Origin of the sequence: Escherichia sp. MOD1-EC4550 (assembly GCF_963876935.1) — a bacterium.
Taxonomy (GTDB): domain Bacteria; phylum Pseudomonadota; class Gammaproteobacteria; order Enterobacterales; family Enterobacteriaceae; genus Escherichia; species Escherichia coli_F.
This window is the reverse complement of the sequence record NZ_CAWNSE010000053.1, coordinates 13,899-33,567: the sequence shown is the minus strand read 5'-3', so window position 1 is coordinate 33,567 and position 19,669 is coordinate 13,899. Positions and strand designations below refer to the sequence as shown.

Genomic DNA, 19,669 nt, shown 5'->3' with positions numbered 1-19,669 from the left:
GAAGCCAGGGATGAAAGTGACATTTGAGCAGTTAAAAGCAGCCTTTAATCGAGTCTTAATTTCACGCGGCGTTGACAGCGAAACGGCTGATGCCTGTGCCGAAATGTTCGCCCGCACCACCGAATCCGGCGTTTATTCTCACGGTGTTAACCGCTTCCCACGCTTCATCCAACAACTGGATAATGGCGATATCATTCCCGATGCCGAGGCCAAACGTATAACCACTCTTGGCGCTATCGAGCAATGGGATGCTCAGCGTTCAATCGGCAATCTGACGGCGAAAAAGATGATGGATCGCGCCATTGAACTGGCTGCCGATCACGGTATTGGTCTGGTGGCGTTGCGTAATGCCAACCACTGGATGCGCGGCGGCAGCTACGGCTGGCAGGCGGCGGAAAAAGGCTATATTGGCATTTGCTGGACCAACTCCATCGCCGTAATGCCGCCGTGGGGCGCAAAAGAGTGTCGCATCGGCACTAACCCGCTGATCGTCGCCATTCCTTCTACCCCAATCACCATGGTCGATATGTCGATGTCGATGTTTTCCTACGGCATGTTAGAAGTTAACCGCCTTGCAGGTCGTCAGCTCCCGGTCGATGGTGGCTTTGATGATGAGGGCAATTTGACCAAAGAACCTGGCATTATCGAGAAAAATCGCCGCATTTTGCCGATGGGTTACTGGAAAGGTTCTGGTTTGTCGATCGTGCTGGATATGATCGCTACTCTCCTTTCCGACGGCGCATCCGTTGCCGAAGTCACCCAGGATAACAGCGACGAATATGGCGTTTCGCAAATCTTTATCGCCATTGAAGTGGACAAGCTTATCGACGGCGCCACCCGCGATGCCAAGCTACAACGCATCATGGATTATGTTACTACCGCTGAACGCGCCGATGAAAACCAGGCCATTCGCTTACCCGGCCACGAATTTACCACCCTGCTGGCAGAAAACCGCCGTAACGGTATTACCGTTGATGACAGCGTATGGGCAAAAATCCAGGCGTTATAAGGAGATAAGCCATGATTTTTGGACATATCGCGCAGCCTAACCCGTGCCGTTTTCCCGCCGCCATTGAAAAGGCGCTCGATTTTCTGCGCGCTACCGATTTCAACGCCCTGGAGCCGGGCGTTGTCGAAATCGACGGCAAAAATATTTATGCGCAAATTATCGATTTAACGACACGTCCGGCGGAGGAAAATCGCCCGGAAGTACATCGTCGCTATATTGATATTCAATTTCTGGCGTGGGGCAAAGAGAAAATCGGCATTGCTATTGATACAGGAAATAATAAAGTCAGCGAATCTCTATTAGAGCAACGCGATATTATTTTTTATCACGATAGTGAACATGAATCATTTATAGAAATGATACCGGGTAGCTACGCTATTTTCTTTCCTCAGGATGTTCATCGACCAGGCTGTATTCTGCAAACAGCCTCTGAGATACGAAAAGTTGTGGTTAAAGTCGCATTAACGGCGCTAAATTAATCGAATAATCGTCTACGCCAGAACGCCTGGGTAATGTTATTGCTCTAACTATATTAATAATTCAGGTTGCTGCACATGCAACTTGAATTATGACAAACATAGCCTCAAGGAATAGCTATGAAAAAAATACTTGAAGCAATACTGGCGATTAATCTCGCCGTACTTTCCTGTATTGTGTTTATAAACATTATTTTAAGATATGGTTTTCAGACAAGTATTTTATCTGTAGATGAATTGTCGCGTTATTTATTTGTCTGGTTAACCTTTATTGGCGCGATTGTGGCTTTTATGGATAACGCCCACGTTCAGGTTACCTTTCTGGTGGAGAAACTCTCCCCCGCGTGGCAGCGGCGAGTCGCTCTGATCACCCATTCCTTAATATTATTTATTTGTGGCGCACTGGCCTGGGGCGCAACGCTAAAAACAATTCAGGACTGGAGCGATTATTCACCGATCCTCGGCTTGCCCATCGGCCTGATGTATGCCGCTTGTCTGCCCACCAGCCTCGTTATCGCATTCTTTGAGCTGCGCCTTTTATATCAACTCATCACGCGTAGCAATTCTCTAACGCCGCCACCGCAAGGAGCTTAATCATGGCTGTGCTGATTTTTCTGGGCTGCCTGTTGGGTGGCATTGCCATCGGTTTGCCTATTGCCTGGTCGCTACTGTTGTGCGGGGCGGCGCTTATGTTCTGGCTGGATATGTTTGATGTCCAGATCATGGCGCAAACGCTGGTAAACGGTGCTGACAGCTTCTCCCTGCTGGCGATTCCGTTCTTTGTACTGGCGGGTGAAATCATGAATGCGGGCGGCTTATCAAAACGCATTGTTGACCTGCCGATGAAACTGGTGGGGCATAAACCAGGCGGGCTGGGCTACGTCGGCGTGCTGGCGGCTATGATTATGGCGAGCCTTTCTGGTTCTGCTGTTGCTGATACCGCCGCCGTTGCCGCGCTATTAGTGCCGATGATGCGCAGCGCTAACTACCCGGTCAACCGTGCTGCGGGGCTGATTGCCTCTGGCGGCATTATCGCGCCAATTATTCCCCCTTCCATTCCGTTTATTATCTTCGGTGTTTCCAGCGGATTATCCATCAGTAAGTTGTTTATGGCGGGCATTGCCCCAGGCATTATGATGGGCGCAACGCTGATGCTCACATGGTGGTGGCAGGCCAGTCGTCTTAATTTACCCCGTCAGCAAAAAGCAACGAAACGAGAAATCTGGCACTCTTTTGTTTCCGGTATCTGGGCGCTATTTCTTCCGGTCATTATTATTGGCGGCTTTCGCTCCGGTCTGTTTACCCCTACCGAAGCCGGGGCCGTTGCTGCTTTCTATGCGTTATTTGTCGCCACGGTTATTTACCGTGAAATGACCTTCGCCACACTTTGGCATGTACTTATTGGCGCGGCGAAAACCACCTCAGTGGTAATGTTTCTGGTGGCTTCGGCACAAGTTTCCGCCTGGCTAATTACCATTGCTGAACTGCCAATGATGGTTTCTGATTTACTGCAACCGTTAGTGGAATCACCGCGTCTGCTGTTTATCGTTATTATGCTGGCGATTTTGATAGTCGGTATGGTAATGGATTTAACGCCGACGGTGTTAATTCTTACCCCGGTATTAATGCCTTTAGTTAAAGAGGCAGGAATCGATCCGATTTACTTCGGAGTCATGTTTATCATCAACTGCTCAATCGGCTTAATTACACCGCCTATCGGTAATGTGCTTAACGTTATTTCAGGGGTGGCTAAGCTCAAATTCGATGATGCAGTCAGAGGCGTTTTCCCTTACGTCCTGGTTTTATATTCCTTATTAGCCTTATTTGTTTTTATTCCCGATCTCATCATCCTCCCGTTGAAATGGATTAATTAAAAGGAAAATATAATGAAATTACGCTCTGTAACCTACGCTTTATTAATTGCCGGAGTGGCGGCGTTCAGCACATCTTCTCTGGCGGCACAATCATTACGTTTCGGTTATGAAACCTCACAAACCGACTCACAACATATTGCAGCGAAAAAATTTAATGAATTATTACAGGAGAGAACCAAAGGCGAGCTGAAATTAAAACTGTTCCCGGACAGTACTCTCGGCAACGCACAAGCGATGATCAGCGGCGTGCGTGGCGGCACTATTGATATGGAGATGTCTGGCTTGAATAACTTTGCCGGATTATCACCTGTGATGAACCTGCTTGATGTTCCTTCCTGTTCCGCGATACCGCCCACGCGCATAAAACACTCGACGGCAAAGTCGGCGATGAACTGAAGGCCTCGCTTGAAGGTAAGGGACTGAAAGTACTGGCCTACTGGGAAAACGGCTGGCGCGATGTCACCAACTCACGCCAGCCAGTTAAAACACCTGCCGACCTGAAAGGGCTGAAAATACGCACCAACAATAGCCCGATGAATATCGCCGCATTCAAAGTCTTTGGCGCTAACCCGATTCCGATGCCGTTTGCCGAAGTCTATACCGGGCTGGAAACGCGCACTATCGACGCTCAGGAACACCCGATCAACGTCGTCTGGTCAGCCAAATTTTATGAAGTGCAGAAGTACCTATCTCTGACGCACCATGCCTATTCCCCACTTCTGGTGGTGATCAACAAAGCGAAGTTTGATGGCTTAAGCCCGGAGTTCCAGCAAGCGCTAATTTCATCTGCGCAAGAAGCGGGTAATTACCAGCGCAAATTGGTCGCCGAAAATCAGCAAAAAATCATCGATGGCATGAAAGACGAGGGCGTAGAAGTCATCACCGAACTTGATCGCAAAGCCTTTAGCGACGCACTGGGTACTCAGGTCCGCGACATGTTTGTAAAAGATGTTCCGCAGGGCGCTGACCTGCTGAAAGCCGTGGATGAGGTGCAATAAATCATGACGCAATACTGGCTGGGGTTAGATTGTGGCGGAAGCTGGCTAAAAGCCGGACTGTATGACCGCGAAGGCCGGGAGGCAGGCGTGCAGCGCCTGCCACTGTGCGCATTGAGCCCGCAGCCAGGCTGGGCAGAGCGCGATATGGAAGAACTGTGGCAATGCTGCATGGCTGTCATTCGCGCCCTGCTTACCCATTCCAGCGTTAGCGGGGAGCAAATTGTCGGCATCGGTATCTCCGCACAGGGAAAGGGCTTGTTTTTGCTGGATAAAAACGACAAGCCGCTCGGTAATGCCATTTTGTCCTCGGATCGCCGGGCGATGGAAATCGTTCGTCGCTGGCAGGAAGATAGCATCCCGGAAAAACTCTACCCGCTGACCCGACAAACCTTGTGGACCGGGCATCCGGTGTCGCTGTTACGCTGGCTGAAAGAACACGAACCAGAACGCTACGCGCAAATTGGCTGCGTGATGATGACGCACGACTACCTGCGCTGGTGTTTAACCGGTGTAAAAGGCTGCGAAGAGAGCAATATTTCCGAATCCAATCTCTACAACATGAGTCGCGGGGAATATGACCCGTGCCTCACCGACTGGCTGGGGATCAGTGAAATCAATCACGCCCTGCCGCCTGTTGTTGGATCTGCCGAAATCTGCGGAGAAATCACCGCTCAGACAGCCGCACTGACCGGTCTGCAAGCGGGTACGCCCGTTGTCGGCGGCCTGTTTGATGTGGTTTCTACCGCACTCTGCGCCGGAATCGAAGACGAATTTACCCTCAATGCGGTGATGGGGACTTGGGCGGTGACCAGCGGCATAACCCGCGGTTTAGGTGACGGTGAAGCGCATCCGTATGTCTATGGCCGCTACGTTAACGATGGTCAATTTATCGTTCACGAAGCCAGCCCCACCTCTTCCGGCAACCTCGAATGGTTTACCGCACAGTGGGGAGAAATCTCGTTTGATGAGATTAACCAGGCCGTTGCCAGCTTGCCGAAGGCCGGGGGCGATCTCTTTTTCCTGCCGTTTCTGTACGGCAGCAACGCCGGACTCGAGATGACCAGCGGTTTCTACGGGATGCAGGCCATTCACACCCGCGCACACCTGTTGCAGGCCATTTATGAAGGCGTGGTGTTCAGCCATATAACCCATCTCAACCGGATGCGCGAACGTTTTACTGATGTGCACACCCTGCGCGTGACGGGCGGCCCGGCGCACTCCGATGTCTGGATGCAAATGCTGGCGGACGTTAGCGGACTGCGTATCGAACTGCCGCAGGTGCAAGAAACGGGCTGTTTTGGCGCGGCGCTTGCCGCCCGCGTCGGCACCGGAGTTTATCGCGATTTCAGCGAAGCCCTGCGCGATCAACAGCATCCGGTGCGCACCCTGTTACCGGATATGACCGCCCATCAGCTTTACCAACAAAAATACCAACGCTATCAGCACCTCATTGCCGCACTACAGGGCTTTCATGCCCGCGTTAAGGAGAACACATTATGAGCAGACCACTTCTGCAACTGGCCCTCGACCACTCATCACTTGAAGCCGCACAGCGCGACGTTGCGCTGTTAAAAGACAGCGTCGATATCGTCGAAGCGGGCACCATTCTCTGTTTAAACGAAGGGCTTGGCGCGGTGAAAGCCTTGCGCGAACAGTGCCCGGACAAAATCATCGTTGCCGACTGGAAGGTCGCCGATGCTGGTGAAACGCTCGCGCAACAGGCGTTTGGCGCAGGCGCTAACTGGATGACCATCATCTGCGCTGCGCCGCTCGCGACGGTAGAAAAAGGCCACGCAATGGCGCAAAGCTGCGGTGGTGAAATCCAGATGGAGCTTTTTGGTAACTGGACGCTGGACGACGCCCGCGACTGGCATCGTATTGGCGTGCGGCAGGCCATTTATCATCGTGGCCGTGACGCGCAGGCCAGCGGGCAACAGTGGGGCGAAGCCGATCTGGCACGCATGAAGGCGCTTTCCGATATCGGCCTTGAGCTTTCCATTACCGGCGGGATTACGCCTGCTGACCTGCCGCTGTTTAAAGATATCCGCGTGAAAGCGTTTATTGCCGGGCGGGCGCTGGCAGGCGCAGCAAATCCGGCACAGGTAGCTGCCGACTTCCATGCGCAAATCGACGCTATCTGGGGAGGCGCGCGTGCGTAATCATCCGTTAGGGATTTATGAAAAAGCGCTGGCGAAAGATCTCTCCTGGCCGGAGCGGCTGGTGCTGGCAAAAAGCTGCGGTTTTGATTTTGTCGAAATGTCGGTGGATGAAACCGATGAACGGCTGTCACGCCTTGACTGGAGCGCCGCGCAACGTGCCTCGCTGGTCACCGCGATGATCGAAACGGGTGTTACCATTCCGTCAATGTGTCTGTCTGCCCATCGCCGTTTTCCTTTTGGCAGCCGGGACGAGGCGGTGCGCGAACGGGCGCGGGAGATCATGAGCAAAGCGATTCGCCTGGCGCGCGATCTCGGTATTCGCACCATTCAACTGGCGGGCTACGACGTCTATTACGAAGACCATGACGAAGGTACCCGGCAACGTTTTGCTGAAGGGCTGACGTGGGCTGTCGAACAGGCGGCGGCATCACAAGTAATGCTGGCGGTGGAGATTATGGATACCGCGTTTATGAACTCCATCAGCAAATGGAAAAAGTGGGACGAGATGCTCGCCTCGCCGTGGTTCACCGTCTACCCGGACGTCGGCAACCTTAGCGCCTGGGGCAATGATGTTCCCGCCGAACTGAAACTGGGCATTGACCGTATCGCCGCGATCCACCTGAAAGACACCCAGCCAGTCACCGAGCAAAGCCCCGGACAGTTCCGCGACGTGCCGTTTGGCGAAGGTTGCGTCGATTTCGTTGGCATCTTCAAAACGCTGCATGAACTGAACTATCGCGGATCATTTCTGATTGAGATGTGGACCGAAAAAGCCAAAGAGCCGGTGCTGGAGATTATTCAGGCGCGGCGCTGGATTGAAGCGCGTATGCAGGAGGCAGGTTTTATATGTTAGAGCAACTGAAAGCCGACGTGCTGGCGGCGAATCTGGCGCTTCCCGCTCACCATCTGGTGACGTTCACCTGGGGCAATGTCAGCGCGGTAGACGAAACGCGGCAATGGATGGTAATCAAACCTTCCGGCGTCGAGTACGACGTGATGACCGCCGACGATATGGTGGTGGTTGAGATAGCCAGCGGCAAGGTGGTGGAAGGTAGCAAAAAGCCCTCGTCCGATACGCCAACGCATCTGGCGCTTTACCGTCGCTATGCCGAAATCGGTGGTATTGTGCATACCCACTCGCGCCACGCCACCATCTGGTCGCAGGCCGGGCTGGATCTCCCCGCCTGGGGCACCACTCACGCCGATTATTTCTATGGCGCAATCCCCTGCACGCGACAGATGACCGCAGCGGAGATTAACGGCGAGTATGAATACCAGACCGGCAAAGTGATCATTGAAACCTTCGAAGAACGTGGCAGGAGTCCGGCACAAATCCCGGCGGTACTGGTGCATTCTCACGGCCCGTTCGCCTGGGGAAAAAATGCCGCCGATGCGGTGCATAATGCCGTAGTGCTGGAAGAGTGCGCCTATATGGGCCTGTTCTCGCGCCAGCTTGCACCACAGCTCCCTGCCATGCAAAACGAACTGCTGGATAAGCACTACCTGCGTAAGCATGGGGCCAATGCCTATTACGGGCAGTAATCTCTCACGCCGGGGCTTCATTGCCCCGACACTACGAATTGATATGTTCCTTGCTGTAACGTCGCTTCCACGCAGCTGGCGTTAATCCGGTGTGTTTGCGAAAAATCTGCCGGAAATAGCCAACGTCATTAAACCCGCACAACGCCGCCACTTCCGTGAGCGAGCGCGCGTCGCTAATTAACAGCTTTTCGGCTTCGCGCACCCGCTGGCGGTGGATTGCTTCTGTTAACGTCAGATGAAACACCCGCCGATAGACGCGCCCAAGATAATCGGCATTGCAGTACAGCTCGCGGGCTAAAAGCGCAGTGGAAAGCGGGCGATGATATTGCGTGCGGATCAGTTTCTGCGCTTTCCAGGCAAGCGTGGTACCTGCGGCATCGGCCTGTTCATCAAGACGCGCGTCACGGGTGAGTTGCTGCAAAATCAGCAGCACAATAAACTCCAGCGCCGGAGTGCGTTGATGCTTTTCCTGTTCGCTTAAGAACTGGCGAAACAGGGCCACCAGCGCCTGCGGATCGGCAACCTTCGTTTGTTGCGGCACGCTAAGATGAGTGAGCCAGCGCGGGTCGCTATCCGGCGCTTTAACCTCAAAATGCAGCCAGTAAAATTTGAGATCGGCGGGAAAATCCTCTACCCCAACATGCTGTCGGTTCGGCCAGAGTAATAAACTCTCTCCCGCATCGACCAGAAATATCCGCTCTTCTTCCTGAATCGCTAATCGACCTTTTTCGACAAAGATAATTTCCCATGACTCCAGCCGCCTTGCAGGATGCCTCCCTACGCCACGGGAAATAAATAATCCACCATTTTGCACTTTAATCGGTAACGTCATGGATAATTCGAGCATTGATATGTAATTTCCCGCTTATTCATTAATGATTAAACACATTACCTTTTGATTATTAATCAAAAACATTAATTTCACCTGATCCAATTCACACTTTTAAATTCAGGTCGGAATCGTCACCTTTTTTTACTCTTTTCTCGCCTTGTTGATATTCCCGTTCACGGCAGAATTAATCATGTCATTTCAATAAAACTAAAAATTGCTCCCTATGCACGAGGAATATCTATGACCTCTACACCGATTACTACCGCTGATATCGCTAAAGGTAAAATTGACGATGCGTTATCTGTACGGGAAAAAATAGGCTACGGCCTGGGTGACGCAGGCGGCACCGTAATAACTTGCCTGATCATGAACTTTCTCACCTTTTTCTACACCGACGTTTTTGGCTTAACTCCGGCGCTGGTCGGCACGCTGTTTATTGCACTGCGCGTGTTTGATGCCATCTCCGACCCGGTGATGGGCGTCATTGCCGACCGGACGCAAAGTCGCTGGGGGCGCTTTCGTCCGTGGCAGCTATGGATTGCCGTCCCTATTGGCATTATCGGCATCCTGACGTTCACCGTGCCAGATGCCAGCATGGGAGTAAAAATCGCCTGGGCGTTCGGCACTTACCTGCTCCTTTCAGTCGGTTATACCGCCATCAACGTGCCGTACTGCGCGCTGATCAACACCATGACCACCCGCCACAATGAAGTGATCTCCTGCCAGTCCTGGCGATTCGTTCTCTGCGGCGTGGCAGGATTTCTGGTTTCGGTTGGCCTGCCGTGGATGGTAGATCTCTTCGGTCAGGGTAATGCCGCGCGCGGCTATCAACTGGGCGTCGGCGTGCTGTGCGCCATCGCTGTGGTGATGTTCCTGTGCTGTTTCTTCTGGGTTCGTGAACGGGTGCCACTCTCCACAATGGGGAAATTTACCCTGCGCGAACATCTTGCCGGGCTGCGAAACAACGACCAACTGCTGCTGATGCTGGTCATGTCTTTCCTGCTGATTAACGTCTTTAATATTCGCGGCGGTGGGTATATGTACTTCATTACCTACGTCTTACAAGGCAGTACGGGCTACACGTCGCTGTTCTTCACTATGGTCACCTTCGCCTCCATTATCGGCTCGGTGATTGTCAGCCCGTTAACGCGACGTTTCGATACCGTCAAAATTTACTACTACACCAACCTGCTCCTCGCCGCGCTGGCGGTGTTGATGTGGTTCCTGCCTTCTGGCCCGGCTTATCAAACGCTGTGGCTGGCGGTGATCCTTGGTAATGGCGTGATTCTTGGCTTCACATTGCCATTGCACTTCTCATTGATGGCCTTTGCCGATGACTACGGCGAGTGGAAAACCCGCGTACGTTCTTCCGGCATGAACTTCGCCTTCAATCTGTTTTTCATCAAGCTGGCCTGGGCCTCCAGCGCCGGGATCATCAGCCTGCTGTTTATTTTTGTCGCCTACCAGCCAGGCGTGGAAAACCAGACCGCCAGTTCGCTTGGCGGGATCGCGGCGATGGAAACATTGCTGCCTGCGCTGTTCCACCTGCTGCTGGCGATGGCGATCCGCTTTTGCAAACTCAATAACCCTATGATGTCACGCATTGCTAGCGACCTGCGTCAGCGTCATGTACAGCCTTAAGGAGCACAAGATGAACATTTCGGAAGTCGATCTGCACAAACTGACGGTTAGCGATCCGTTCCTCGGTCAATATCAGCAACTGGTTCGCGACGTGGTGATTCCTTATCAGTGGGATGCCTTGAACGATCGTATCCCAGAAGCGGAACCCAGCCATGCGATTGAAAACTTTCGCATTGCCGCAGGACTGCAAGACGGTGAATTTTACGGGATGGTGTTTCAGGACAGCGACGTCGCCAAATGGCTGGAAGCGGTAGCCTGGTCGCTGTGCCAGAAGCCGGATGCCGAACTGGAAAAAACTGCTGACGAGGTAATCGAACTGGTCGCTTCCGCCCAGTGCGAAGATGGCTATCTCAATACTTACTTTACGGTAAAAGCGCCCGAAGAACGCTGGAGCAATCTGGCGGAGTGTCATGAACTTTACTGCGCCGGTCATCTGATTGAAGCCGGAGTCGCCTTCTTCCAGGCCACGGGCAAGCGGCGCTTGCTGGAAGTGGTTTGCCGTCTGGCCGATCATATCGACAGCGTATTTGGTCCAGGTGAAAGTAAGTTACACGGTTATCCTGGTCACCCGGAAATTGAACTGGCACTAATGCGCCTGTATGAAGTGACCGAAGAGCCGCGCTACCTGGCGCTGACGAACTATTTTGTCGAACAGCGTGGTGCGCAACCGCACTATTACGACCAGGAATATGAAAAGCGCGGGCAGACCTCGCACTGGCACACCTACGGCCCGGCGTGGATGGTGAAAGACAAAGCCTACAGCCAGGCACATTTGCCCATCGCACAGCAGCAAACCGCCATTGGTCACGCGGTACGTTTTGTCTACCTGATGACCGGCGTCGCGCATCTCGCGCGTTTAAGTCACGATGAAAGCAAGCGTCAGGACTGCCTGCGGCTGTGGAACAATATGGCCCAGCGTCAGTTATATATTACCGGCGGCATTGGCTCACAAGGCAGTGGCGAAGCGTTTAGTAGCGACTATGATCTGCCAAATGACACGGTATACGCCGAAAGTTGCGCTTCCATCGGTCTGATGATGTTTGCCCGGCGAATGCTGGAAATGGAAGGCGATAGTCAGTATGCCGATGTCATGGAGCGCGCGCTGTACAACACCGTGCTCGGCGGCATGGCGCTGGATGGCAAACATTTCTTCTATGTGAATCCGCTGGAAGTACATCCAAAATCGCTGAAATTCAACCATATCTACGATCACGTTAAGCCGATCCGCCAGCGTTGGTTTGGTTGCGCTTGTTGTCCGCCAAATATCGCCCGCGTGCTAACCTCGATTGGTCATTATCTCTACACGCCGCGTGAAGATGCGTTGTATATCAACATCTACGCAGGAAACAGCATGGAAGTGCCGGTAGAAAATGGCACGCTGCGTCTGCGGGTTAGCGGAAACTATCCGTGGCAGGAACAGGTGACAATTGCGGTTGAATCGCCCCAGCCGGTGCGTCATACGCTGGCTTTACGTCTGCCGGACTGGTGCACACAGCCGCAGATTACATTGAATGGGGAAGAGGTCGAGCAGGATATTCGTAAAGGGTATTTGCACATTACCCGCGAATGGCAGGAGGGCGACACGCTGAATCTGACTTTGCCAATGCCGGTACGTCGCGTTTACGGTAACCCGCTGGTGCGTCACGTCGCCGGAAAAGTGGCGATTCAGCGCGGCCCGCTGGTGTATTGCCTGGAACAGGCCGACAACGGCGAGTCACTGCATAACCTGTGGCTGCCCGCCGATGCGCCATTTACGACATTTGAAGGTAATGGATTGTTCCACCATAAGATCTTAATCCAGGCACCGGGTTACCGGTATGAACAGAGCTATCCAGAGCAGCAACCGCTGTGGCATTACGACAGCGCGCCAGCCAAACGCCAGCCGCAAACTCTGACATTTATCCCGTGGTTTAGCTGGGCTAACCGGGGTGAAGGCGAAATGCGGATCTGGGTGAATGAGAAAAACCAGTGCCATCCGTAGGTTGGATAAGGCGCTCGCGCCGCATCCAACGTAGGGTGCACATTGCCTGATGCGACGCTTAACGCGTCTTATCAAGCCTGAAGGTCAGTGCGAGAGCGTAGGCCAGCCGCACCGACATCCACCGGTAAATTAAAAACGCCAGCTCACGCCGGTGACAAAGGTAAAACTCTCATTACGATCAATCATCGGGCTGTCGGTAATCTCTTCCGGCAGCTCGCTGTATCCGGCACTCGCCATCAATACGATGTGCTCTCCTATCGGGTATTTTGCCGTCAGGCTGACATAGGGCACCCAGGCATCCTGCGCGGAATAACTTGCCAGACCGCTACGACGGGACTCACTCTCTGAAATGCCATAGTAATAGTCACTGAAATTCTCGTCATAATAGAGAACGCCCAGTGCAGGTGTCAGCGACAGGCGACCTATCTGCATTTTGTGAAATACCGATAGCTCCCCCACCCAGCCGTTGCCGTTATCCAGAACGTCCGCAGCCGCAGAGGCTTTCACGGTTCCCCAACGCTCGTGGTGATACCAGGCAACCCCCGCCATAGCCGTACTATCACGCTTATCAAGCTGTTGCATGGCATGATCGTCATTATCTGCAGGGTCAAATTCCAGCGGCATCCAGGATGCGGTCAGGCTAAGTTCATTTTTTTCACTTTGCGACAGAATAAAACCTAACGTGGTCTGACGAACATAAAATGAATCACCTTCATAACTAATCAGCGGAATTGCCTTTGTATTTTCATTATAACCACGATAAGGCGATTCATTATAAGCTGCACCAGCACCAATGGATAATTCAGAAGCAGTTGCGCTTGCCATAAAAGGTAACGCAAATAACGCCACAATATTGCGGTTAATTAACATGTCCGGTATTCCATTTTAAAATAAGATAAAAAAGAGTCGGCATAATAATGCTTACAATTTCTCCGGTGCAAGATTCATATTTATATAGTAATATATAAAATTATATATAATTGGGCTGTTGCGATGACAAAATTACAACTTAAGTACCGGGAGTTAAAAATTATCTCGGTAATCGCTGCCAGTGAAAATATCAGCCATGCCGCGACTGTACTTGGATTCGCACAGGCCAACGTCAGCAAATATCTTGCTGATTTTGAATCAAAAGTAGGTTTAAAAGTCTTTGACCGAACCACCCGGCAGCTGATGCTCACACCTTTTGGTACCGCGCTGTTACCGTACATCAACGACATGCTGGACAGAAACGAGCAACTTAATAATTTTATTGCAGATTATAAGCATGAGAAACGTGGTCGGGTCACCATCTACGCCCCAACCGGCATAATTACCTATTTATCCAAACATGTTATCGATAAAATTAAAGATATCGGTGATATCACCTTATCGCTAAAAACCTGCAATCTTGAGCGTAATGCCTTTTATGAAGGTGTCGAATTTCCCGATGATTGTGATGTTTTAATCAGCTATGCTCCACCAAAAGATGAATCGCTGGTTGCCAGTTTTATTACGCAATATGCCGTAACCGCTTATGCCAGTCAGCGCTATCTTGAGAAACATCCCATTAGCCGTCCTGACGAACTCGAACATCACTCCTGTATTTTGATCGACTCGATGATGATCGACGACGCGAATATCTGGCGCTTCAACGTCGCCGGGAGTAAAGAGGTGCGGGATTATCGCGTGAAGGGAAATTACGTTTGCGACAACACGCAATCGGCGCTGGAGCTGGCACGAAATCACCTGGGGATTGTGTTTGCGCCAGACAAAAGTGTGCAGAGCGACCTGCAAGACGGCACGCTGGTGCCCTGCTTTCAGCAACCGTATGAATGGTGGCTGGATCTGGTGGCTATCTTCCGTAAACGGGAATACCAGCCCTGGCGGGTCCAGTATGTGCTGGATGAAATGCTGCGTGAAATTCGCCACCAGCTTGCTCAGTCGCAGCAACTGCGGCCTGAACAAGCGGCGGAAAGCGAAGATTAATGATCGAGATAAAGGTAATGCACCCAACTGGTCATGCGTAACAGCACTTTGCGCATCACCGAGACATGGCTGAAATGATCAGAATAAACCGCCACCTGGGCGTAAATACCGTCTGGTAAAGCGCTCAACTCAGTGTGCTCATCCAGTTCAATGGTCGCGATAACGCCATCTGAACCCGGTGCTGTGTTTAACGTCTGTAAGGTGCCGGTCGACTGATAAGCTCCGCCGGGAACAGCTGGACTAATGGCTGCCAGCTTACCGCTGAATACCTTACCTGGCAGAGCATTAAACACCACTTCCGCATCATCGCCGGGAGCCAGTCGCAGCAAGGAGTTCTGACGGAACTGCGCCACAATTTGTCGTTTCTGATCGGGTATAAACACCATCACAGGACGTAGCGGCAGCGATGCGGCATAGGTACCCGGACGAATCAGCACTTGGGTCACATAACCATCGCTCGGCGCACGCACTATCGTCTGCTCAAGGTTATATTTTGCTTCCGCGAGCTGCGCTTTCAGGCTGGCGATTTGAGAATGTTCACCCAACACCAGGCTATCCAGCTGGCTCTGGATCTGTTTTTGTTCCGCCGCCGATGACTTTACGGAGGCTTCCTGCGCCAGATAATTTTGCCGCGCCACATCAATATCGCGTTCTGAAAACGGGTTTACTTTCGCCTGGCTGCCGCGTGCGTAACGCTGGTACTCTTTAGCGAATTTATCCCGCGTGGCCTTTGCCTGCTGAGTATTCGCCGCCATCTCATCTAACTCTGCGCCCAACGCCCGCTGTTTATGTTCTGCGGTAACGATATCCGCCATCAGCCGATCCACCCGCGCCTGATAACGCGTCGGGTCCAGTCGAAATAGCACCTCACCTTTTTTAATCAGCGTATTTTTCTTGTCCGTCACTTCGATCACCACGCCTGTCACCTGCGGGACAACAGGAATAGAAATAACCGCTTTTTGCGCTTTAAAGGTATACGGATGGTTATAGTTCATTAACAGAATTAGACCGCTGACAATAAATATGCCACCCAGGGCCGCGGTGGGAATGGTCCATTTATTTACAGGAATTTTGAAGATCTTAAACATTGCCCATGCGAAAGCCACATAGGTCAAAATAATCAGTAAATCCATAAGTATTACTCGGCAGAAGAGGATTTGATGTCGGCGAGCTGTTTCTCCAGCCCGGCAATACGCTGTTGTAGTTGCACAACGGAGGAGTCATGGTTTTGCATTCCCCATCCCCGCTCCGGGCGGTAAAGCGTGGCCCAAATCCACAAAAATGGCCAGATAACATGCAGCGTAAAAAGACTCACCCAACCAGCAACATGAATGGCGTCGGCATGAGGATGATTACGTTTTTTAGCAATCAGGTAGGGAATATCATGTAAAATAATAATCCCATAGAATATCACCAGAAATACAAAAATAAGCACTCCCAGTGCAAAATAGTCCAGGAACATATTTCCCTCAGAGAATATAAAAAAGAACAATTAACGCATATTATGAAATGCCATGATGCAGTGCAATTTCCTTATTTATATAACGACATATTGTTTTTTATATACTTTCTGAAGTGTGCTACCTGGCTTTTCAACAGGTCGAGGTTTATCATATTGAAATAATGGAACTATTGACCAAACTAATGAATAACCCCAGTAAAACATCCACAGTACAGATAAAGCGTATTAAACCTTCAATTATCTACCGTTTATTGCTGATTGGCCTCGGAACACCAATGGTGATTTACGGTCTGGTTTGCGGCGTTTTAGGCATGTTTGGCTACGATCAGGTGAGATGGAACGACACCGTGATCTACGGCCTGCTGGCCCTGCCTGCGGGATTGCTTGCAGGCCTGTCAGTCAGTGTGTTCCTCACCGTGGTGATTGGCACCATCGCTTGTTTTGGTCTGTGGCTGTACAGCCTGGTCCGCCCGCTCACCATCGAAACGCGAGATTAAACGCCCGGCAATACACGCCGGGCAGCTTCCGCCAGAAACGCACTTCTGTTGGCGTAGTCTGGGTTATTGCGCACGTAGGTTTAAAACGCAAATTGTAACAACGTGCGCTTTGTTTATGCCGGATGCGGCGTGAATGCCTTATCCGGCCTACGGTCAGGAGTCAGGCGTAAATATATGCCCCCCCAGGCATGATAAGACGCGAAAGCGTCGCATCAGGCAATGACCTCCCGATGCGACCAGCTCCTTACATCAGAACAGCCCCAACGGTTTATCTGAGTAGCTCACCAGCAGGCACTTGGTTTGCTGGTAATGCTCAAGCATCATTTTGTGGGTTTCGCGGCCAATGCCTGATTGTTTGTAGCCACCAAACGCCGCATGTGCCGGGTAAGCGTGATAACAGTTGGTCCACACGCGCCCGGCCTGAATGCCGCGCCCCATCTTATAGGCCAGATTACCGTTGCGGCTCCAGACACCAGCCCCCAGACCATATTGCGTGTCATTCGCCAGCTCCAGCGCTTCTTCCATCGTTTTGAAGGTGGTTACCGCCAGCACCGGGCCAAAAATCTCCTCCTGGAACACGCGCATATTGTTCTGACCAAACAGAATCGTCGGTTCGAGGTAGTAACCGTCTTTCAGTTCGCCTTCCAGCAGCTTGCGCCGCCCGCCGGTGAGCACGTCTGCGCCCTCTTTTTTACCAATATCAATGTAGTTGAGGATGGTTTCCAATTGCCCGTGAGAAACCTGCGCCCCCATTTGCGTCACGCTGTCGAGTGGGTTACCGCTGCGAATGCTTTCGACACGGCGGATGGCGCGTTCCATAAAGCGTTCGTAGATTGACTCCTGCACTAAGGCACGACTCGGACAGGTGCAAACTTCGCCCTGGTTAAAGGCAAACAGTGCAAAGCCTTCCAGCGCTTTATCAAAAAAGGCATCTTCTTCATCCATCACGTCAGCAAAGAAGATATTTGGCGATTTGCCGCCCAGCTCCAGCGTCACCGGAATAATGTTTTGCGTGGCGTATTGCATAATTTGTTGACCCACTTCCGTTGAGCCGGTAAACGCCACTTTGGCGATGCGTTTCGAGGTCGCCAGATATTCGCCAATTTCCCCACCTGCGCCGTTGACCACGTTTACCACCCCCGGCGGCAGTAAATCACCGACGATTTCCATTAGCAGCAGTACAGAAAGCGGGGTAAGACGTGCGGGTTTCAGCACCACACAGTTGCCCGCCGCCAGCGCGGGAGCCATTTTCCAGCTCGCCATCAGCAGCGGGAAGTTCCACGGGATAATCTGCCCCACCACGCCTAACGGTTCATGGAAATGATAGGCCACGGTTTCGCTATCAACTTCACTGATCCCACCTTCCTGCGCCCGAATACACGAGGCGAAATAGCGGAAATGGTCAATCGCCAGCGGTACATCAGCAGCACTGGTTTCGCGAATGGGTTTGCCGTTATCCCAGGTTTCAGCCGTCGCTAACAGTTCAAGGTTTTGTTCCATTCGATCGGCAATCTTAAACAGAATCGCCGCGCGATCCTGCACCGAAGTATGCGCCCATTTATCTTTCACTTTATGCGCAGCATCCAGCGCCAGATCGATATCTCGTTTACCCGAAGACGCCACTTCGCACAGTAGCTGCCCGGTCACCGGCGTCAGGTTCTGGTAATACTCGCCGTCGGCGGGCGCGACCCATTCGCCGCCAATAAAGTTGTCATAGCGGGCTTTTAACTTGAGGGGGAAGCCATACTCGCCGGGCTTAATCTGTGCTGAAGGGGGATTGTTGGTCATGATCGTCTCCTTGCGGTGTGAGGTATAACAAGGGTAGACGTGACTGGCGAAATCTTCGCCAGCTGGTGATAGCTTTACGACGGCTATCACGAATTTACGGGCAAGGATTACAGAGATAACTAAAACTCTCTCAAAAATCGCAAATTTTGAGAGAGTTGAAAAAGCGGCTGACAACTCGCCAGCCGTTGTGGGAATGATGATTACATTGCGGCGCGATAAATCGCCACAATTTCTTCGTGAGTTGCCTGAATCGGGTTAGTAAAGCCGCAGGCATCTTTCAGGGCATTGGTCGCCAGTACCGCGAAATCTTCTTCTTTCACGTTCAGGTCACGCAAGCCTGCCGGGATATTCACTTTCTTCGCCAGTTCACGGATGGCATTGATGCAGGCTTCTGCACCTTCCGCGTCGTTTTTACCTGTCACGTTAACACCCATCGCAGCAGCGCAGTCACGCAAACGTGCAGCAGCGACTTTGCTGTTGAACACCTGAACGTGTGGCAGCAGAACAGCATTACATACACCGTGTGGCAGGTTGTAGAAACCGCCCAGCTGGTGCGCCATCGCATGAACATAACCCAGAGACGCATTGTTGAACGCCATACCCGCGAGGAACTGAGCGTAAGCCATTGCTTCGCGCGCTTTCTCATTGCTGCCATCTTCAACGGCTAAGGGCAGGTTTTCAGCAATCATAGTCACCGCTTTCAGTGCGCAAGCGTCGGTGATCGGCGTGGCGGCAATAGACACATACGCTTCAATAGCGTGCGTTAAGGCATCCATACCCGTTGCAGCGGTCAGTGACTTCGGCATACCGATCATCAGCGAGGAGTCATTGACAGAAAGCAGCGGAGTGACGTGCTTATCCACAATCGCCATTTTGATGTGACGTGCTTCATCGGTGATGATGCAAAAACGGGTCATTTCTGATGCCGTACCCGCCGTGGTGTTGATGGCGATCATCGGCAACTGCGGTTTTGCAGAGCGGTCAACGCCTTCATAATCGCGGATGTCACCGCCGTTGGCTGCAACCAGCGCAATACCTTTTGCGCAGTCGTGTGGAGAACCACCGCCTAAGGAAATCACGCTATCGCAATTATTTTCTTTAAGTAATTTCAAACCTGCAGCGACGTTTTCCGTGGTGGGGTTAGGTTGGGTGCCATCATAAATAACGCTAAAAATATTGCGTTCTTCCAGTGTTTTTTGCACATCACCCGCCATACCCAATTTCGTTAACATATTGTCGGTGACAATTAAGGTACGGGTAAATCCATAATCTGCCATCATATTCATTGCATCATTCAATGAATCAGCGCCGATAACATTCACGGAAGGAATAAAAAAGGTTGAAGCTGCCATAATACACTCCTGAAAGAGTAAAAAAGGGCCGGCAGCTTACTGAGGATTTTCATTTGAAAATATGATCAACATTACCGTTTATTAAAATAT

At 51.8% G+C, this 19,669-nt stretch carries 18 protein-coding genes and 1 pseudogene; 13 read left to right on the top strand and 6 right to left on the bottom strand.

Going from position 1 to position 19,669, the window contains the following annotated elements:
• The first annotated feature begins 10 nt into the window (after window positions 1-10).
• The 9 genes and pseudogenes from yiaK to araD all read left to right on the top strand — a co-directional run bounded on the left by yiaK (window position 11) and on the right by araD (window position 8,058).
• Window positions 11-1,009: a 3-dehydro-L-gulonate 2-dehydrogenase gene (yiaK, locus tag AACU19_RS22195; protein ID WP_105278550.1), complete on the top strand. Its 999-nt coding sequence runs from the start codon at window positions 11-13 to the stop codon at window positions 1,007-1,009.
• 11 nt (window positions 1,010-1,020) lie between these two features.
• The gene (locus AACU19_RS22190; protein ID WP_000576064.1) at window positions 1,021-1,488 is read left to right on the top strand and encodes a YhcH/YjgK/YiaL family protein; all 468 of its coding nucleotides are present in this window, start codon (window positions 1,021-1,023) and stop codon (window positions 1,486-1,488) included.
• Between the two features lie 117 nt (window positions 1,489-1,605).
• Window positions 1,606-2,079 carry a 2,3-diketo-L-gulonate TRAP transporter small permease YiaM gene (yiaM, locus tag AACU19_RS22185; RefSeq protein WP_000721660.1) on the top strand — a complete coding sequence of 158 codons (474 nt, stop codon included), beginning with the start codon at window positions 1,606-1,608 and terminating at the stop codon, window positions 2,077-2,079.
• A gap of 2 nt (window positions 2,080-2,081) precedes the next feature.
• A complete protein-coding gene (yiaN, locus tag AACU19_RS22180; protein ID WP_000279616.1) occupies window positions 2,082-3,359 on the top strand; it encodes a 2,3-diketo-L-gulonate TRAP transporter large permease YiaN in 1,278 nt (425 codons plus the stop codon).
• A 12-nt stretch (window positions 3,360-3,371) separates the two neighbouring features.
• Window positions 3,372-4,357: pseudogene (gene yiaO, locus AACU19_RS22175) on the top strand (2,3-diketo-L-gulonate TRAP transporter substrate-binding protein YiaO).
• Window positions 4,358-4,360: 3 nt separating this feature from the next.
• Window positions 4,361-5,857 carry an L-xylulokinase gene (gene lyxK, locus AACU19_RS22170; protein ID WP_105278549.1) on the top strand — a complete coding sequence of 499 codons (1,497 nt, stop codon included), beginning with the start codon at window positions 4,361-4,363 and terminating at the stop codon, window positions 5,855-5,857.
• Window positions 5,854-6,516 (top strand): 3-keto-L-gulonate-6-phosphate decarboxylase UlaD, encoded by a 663-nt coding sequence (ulaD, locus tag AACU19_RS22165; protein ID WP_105278548.1) that lies wholly within the window; start codon window positions 5,854-5,856, stop codon window positions 6,514-6,516. Before lyxK ends, ulaD begins: the two co-directional genes overlap by 4 nt.
• A complete protein-coding gene (locus tag AACU19_RS22160; RefSeq protein ID WP_032185418.1) occupies window positions 6,509-7,369 on the top strand; it encodes an L-ribulose-5-phosphate 3-epimerase in 861 nt (286 codons plus the stop codon). The genes ulaD and AACU19_RS22160 overlap by 8 nt, the downstream gene beginning before the upstream one ends.
• Entirely contained in the window at window positions 7,363-8,058 is a 696-nt protein-coding gene (gene araD / locus AACU19_RS22155) for an L-ribulose-5-phosphate 4-epimerase (protein WP_000893136.1), read from the top strand. Before AACU19_RS22160 ends, araD begins: the two co-directional genes overlap by 7 nt.
• Before the next feature lie 31 nt (window positions 8,059-8,089).
• On the opposite strand, the gene AACU19_RS22150 is transcribed toward araD, so the two are convergent.
• Window positions 8,090-8,905 carry a helix-turn-helix domain-containing protein gene (locus AACU19_RS22150; protein WP_000891822.1) on the bottom strand — a complete coding sequence of 272 codons (816 nt, stop codon included), beginning with the start codon at window positions 8,903-8,905 and terminating at the stop codon, window positions 8,090-8,092.
• A 225-nt stretch (window positions 8,906-9,130) separates the two neighbouring features.
• On the opposite strand from AACU19_RS22150, the gene AACU19_RS22145 reads away from it, so the two are divergent.
• The gene (locus AACU19_RS22145) at window positions 9,131-10,531 is read left to right on the top strand and encodes an MFS transporter (RefSeq protein WP_088542256.1); all 1,401 of its coding nucleotides are present in this window, start codon (window positions 9,131-9,133) and stop codon (window positions 10,529-10,531) included.
• Window positions 10,532-10,541: 10 nt separating this feature from the next.
• Window positions 10,542-12,512, top strand: coding sequence for a glycoside hydrolase family 127 protein (locus AACU19_RS22140; RefSeq protein WP_105278547.1), 1,971 nt, complete (start codon window positions 10,542-10,544; stop codon window positions 12,510-12,512).
• Window positions 12,513-12,641: 129 nt separating this feature from the next.
• On the opposite strand, the gene AACU19_RS22135 is transcribed toward AACU19_RS22140, so the two are convergent.
• On the bottom strand, window positions 12,642-13,382 hold the full coding sequence (locus AACU19_RS22135) for a MipA/OmpV family protein (RefSeq protein WP_105278546.1): 741 nt from the start codon (window positions 13,380-13,382) through the stop codon (window positions 12,642-12,644).
• 123 nt (window positions 13,383-13,505) lie between these two features.
• Here AACU19_RS22135 and AACU19_RS22130 point away from each other — a divergent pair, with 123 nt between their 5' ends.
• Entirely contained in the window at window positions 13,506-14,480 is a 975-nt protein-coding gene (locus tag AACU19_RS22130; protein WP_000164020.1) for a LysR family transcriptional regulator, read from the top strand.
• On the opposite strand, the gene AACU19_RS22125 is transcribed toward AACU19_RS22130, so the two are convergent.
• Entirely contained in the window at window positions 14,477-15,613 is a 1,137-nt protein-coding gene (locus tag AACU19_RS22125) for an HlyD family secretion protein (protein ID WP_000364885.1), read from the bottom strand. The genes AACU19_RS22130 and AACU19_RS22125 overlap by 4 nt on opposite strands.
• Window positions 15,614-15,618: 5 nt before the next feature.
• On the bottom strand, window positions 15,619-15,942 hold the full coding sequence (locus AACU19_RS22120) for a DUF3302 domain-containing protein (protein ID WP_000478193.1): 324 nt from the start codon (window positions 15,940-15,942) through the stop codon (window positions 15,619-15,621).
• Window positions 15,943-16,124: 182 nt separating this feature from the next.
• Here AACU19_RS22120 and AACU19_RS22115 point away from each other — a divergent pair, with 182 nt between their 5' ends.
• Window positions 16,125-16,439 (top strand): hypothetical protein, encoded by a 315-nt coding sequence (locus tag AACU19_RS22115; protein ID WP_123057642.1) that lies wholly within the window; start codon window positions 16,125-16,127, stop codon window positions 16,437-16,439.
• A gap of 249 nt (window positions 16,440-16,688) precedes the next feature.
• Here the strand turns inward: AACU19_RS22115 and aldB are convergent, their stop codons facing one another.
• Together aldB and yiaY are read right to left on the bottom strand one after the other, a co-directional pair.
• Window positions 16,689-18,227 (bottom strand): aldehyde dehydrogenase AldB, encoded by a 1,539-nt coding sequence (gene aldB, locus AACU19_RS22110; RefSeq protein WP_000183978.1) that lies wholly within the window; start codon window positions 18,225-18,227, stop codon window positions 16,689-16,691.
• A 200-nt stretch (window positions 18,228-18,427) separates the two neighbouring features.
• The gene (gene yiaY / locus AACU19_RS22105) at window positions 18,428-19,579 is read right to left on the bottom strand and encodes an L-threonine dehydrogenase (protein ID WP_105278544.1); all 1,152 of its coding nucleotides are present in this window, start codon (window positions 19,577-19,579) and stop codon (window positions 18,428-18,430) included.
• Between the last annotated feature and the right edge of the window lie 90 nt (window positions 19,580-19,669).

Bases quoted from the DNA above. Each gene is read 5' to 3' on its own strand.
- AACU19_RS22140 (WP_105278547.1), top strand. From the start codon at position 10,542: ATGAACATTTCGGAAGTCGATCTGCACAAACTGACGGTTAGCGATCCG.
- yiaN (WP_000279616.1), top strand. From the start codon at position 2,082: ATGGCTGTGCTGATTTTTCTGGGCTGCCTGTTGGGTGGCATTGCCATC.
- yiaY (WP_105278544.1), bottom strand. From the start codon at position 19,579: ATGGCAGCTTCAACCTTTTTTATTCCTTCCGTGAATGTTATCGGCGCT.
- ulaD (WP_105278548.1), top strand. From the start codon at position 5,854: ATGAGCAGACCACTTCTGCAACTGGCCCTCGACCACTCATCACTTGAA.
- AACU19_RS22125 (WP_000364885.1), bottom strand. From the start codon at position 15,613: ATGGATTTACTGATTATTTTGACCTATGTGGCTTTCGCATGGGCAATG.
- yiaM (WP_000721660.1), top strand. From the start codon at position 1,606: ATGAAAAAAATACTTGAAGCAATACTGGCGATTAATCTCGCCGTACTT.
- AACU19_RS22135 (WP_105278546.1), bottom strand. From the start codon at position 13,382: ATGTTAATTAACCGCAATATTGTGGCGTTATTTGCGTTACCTTTTATG.
- AACU19_RS22190 (WP_000576064.1), top strand. From the start codon at position 1,021: ATGATTTTTGGACATATCGCGCAGCCTAACCCGTGCCGTTTTCCCGCC.
- AACU19_RS22150 (WP_000891822.1), bottom strand. From the start codon at position 8,905: ATGCTCGAATTATCCATGACGTTACCGATTAAAGTGCAAAATGGTGGA.
- AACU19_RS22115 (WP_123057642.1), top strand. From the start codon at position 16,125: ATGAATAACCCCAGTAAAACATCCACAGTACAGATAAAGCGTATTAAA.
- aldB (WP_000183978.1), bottom strand. From the start codon at position 18,227: ATGACCAACAATCCCCCTTCAGCACAGATTAAGCCCGGCGAGTATGGC.
- AACU19_RS22120 (WP_000478193.1), bottom strand. From the start codon at position 15,942: ATGTTCCTGGACTATTTTGCACTGGGAGTGCTTATTTTTGTATTTCTG.
- lyxK (WP_105278549.1), top strand. From the start codon at position 4,361: ATGACGCAATACTGGCTGGGGTTAGATTGTGGCGGAAGCTGGCTAAAA.
- AACU19_RS22145 (WP_088542256.1), top strand. From the start codon at position 9,131: ATGACCTCTACACCGATTACTACCGCTGATATCGCTAAAGGTAAAATT.
- yiaK (WP_105278550.1), top strand. From the start codon at position 11: ATGAAAGTGACATTTGAGCAGTTAAAAGCAGCCTTTAATCGAGTCTTA.
- AACU19_RS22130 (WP_000164020.1), top strand. From the start codon at position 13,506: ATGACAAAATTACAACTTAAGTACCGGGAGTTAAAAATTATCTCGGTA.
- araD (WP_000893136.1), top strand. From the start codon at position 7,363: ATGTTAGAGCAACTGAAAGCCGACGTGCTGGCGGCGAATCTGGCGCTT.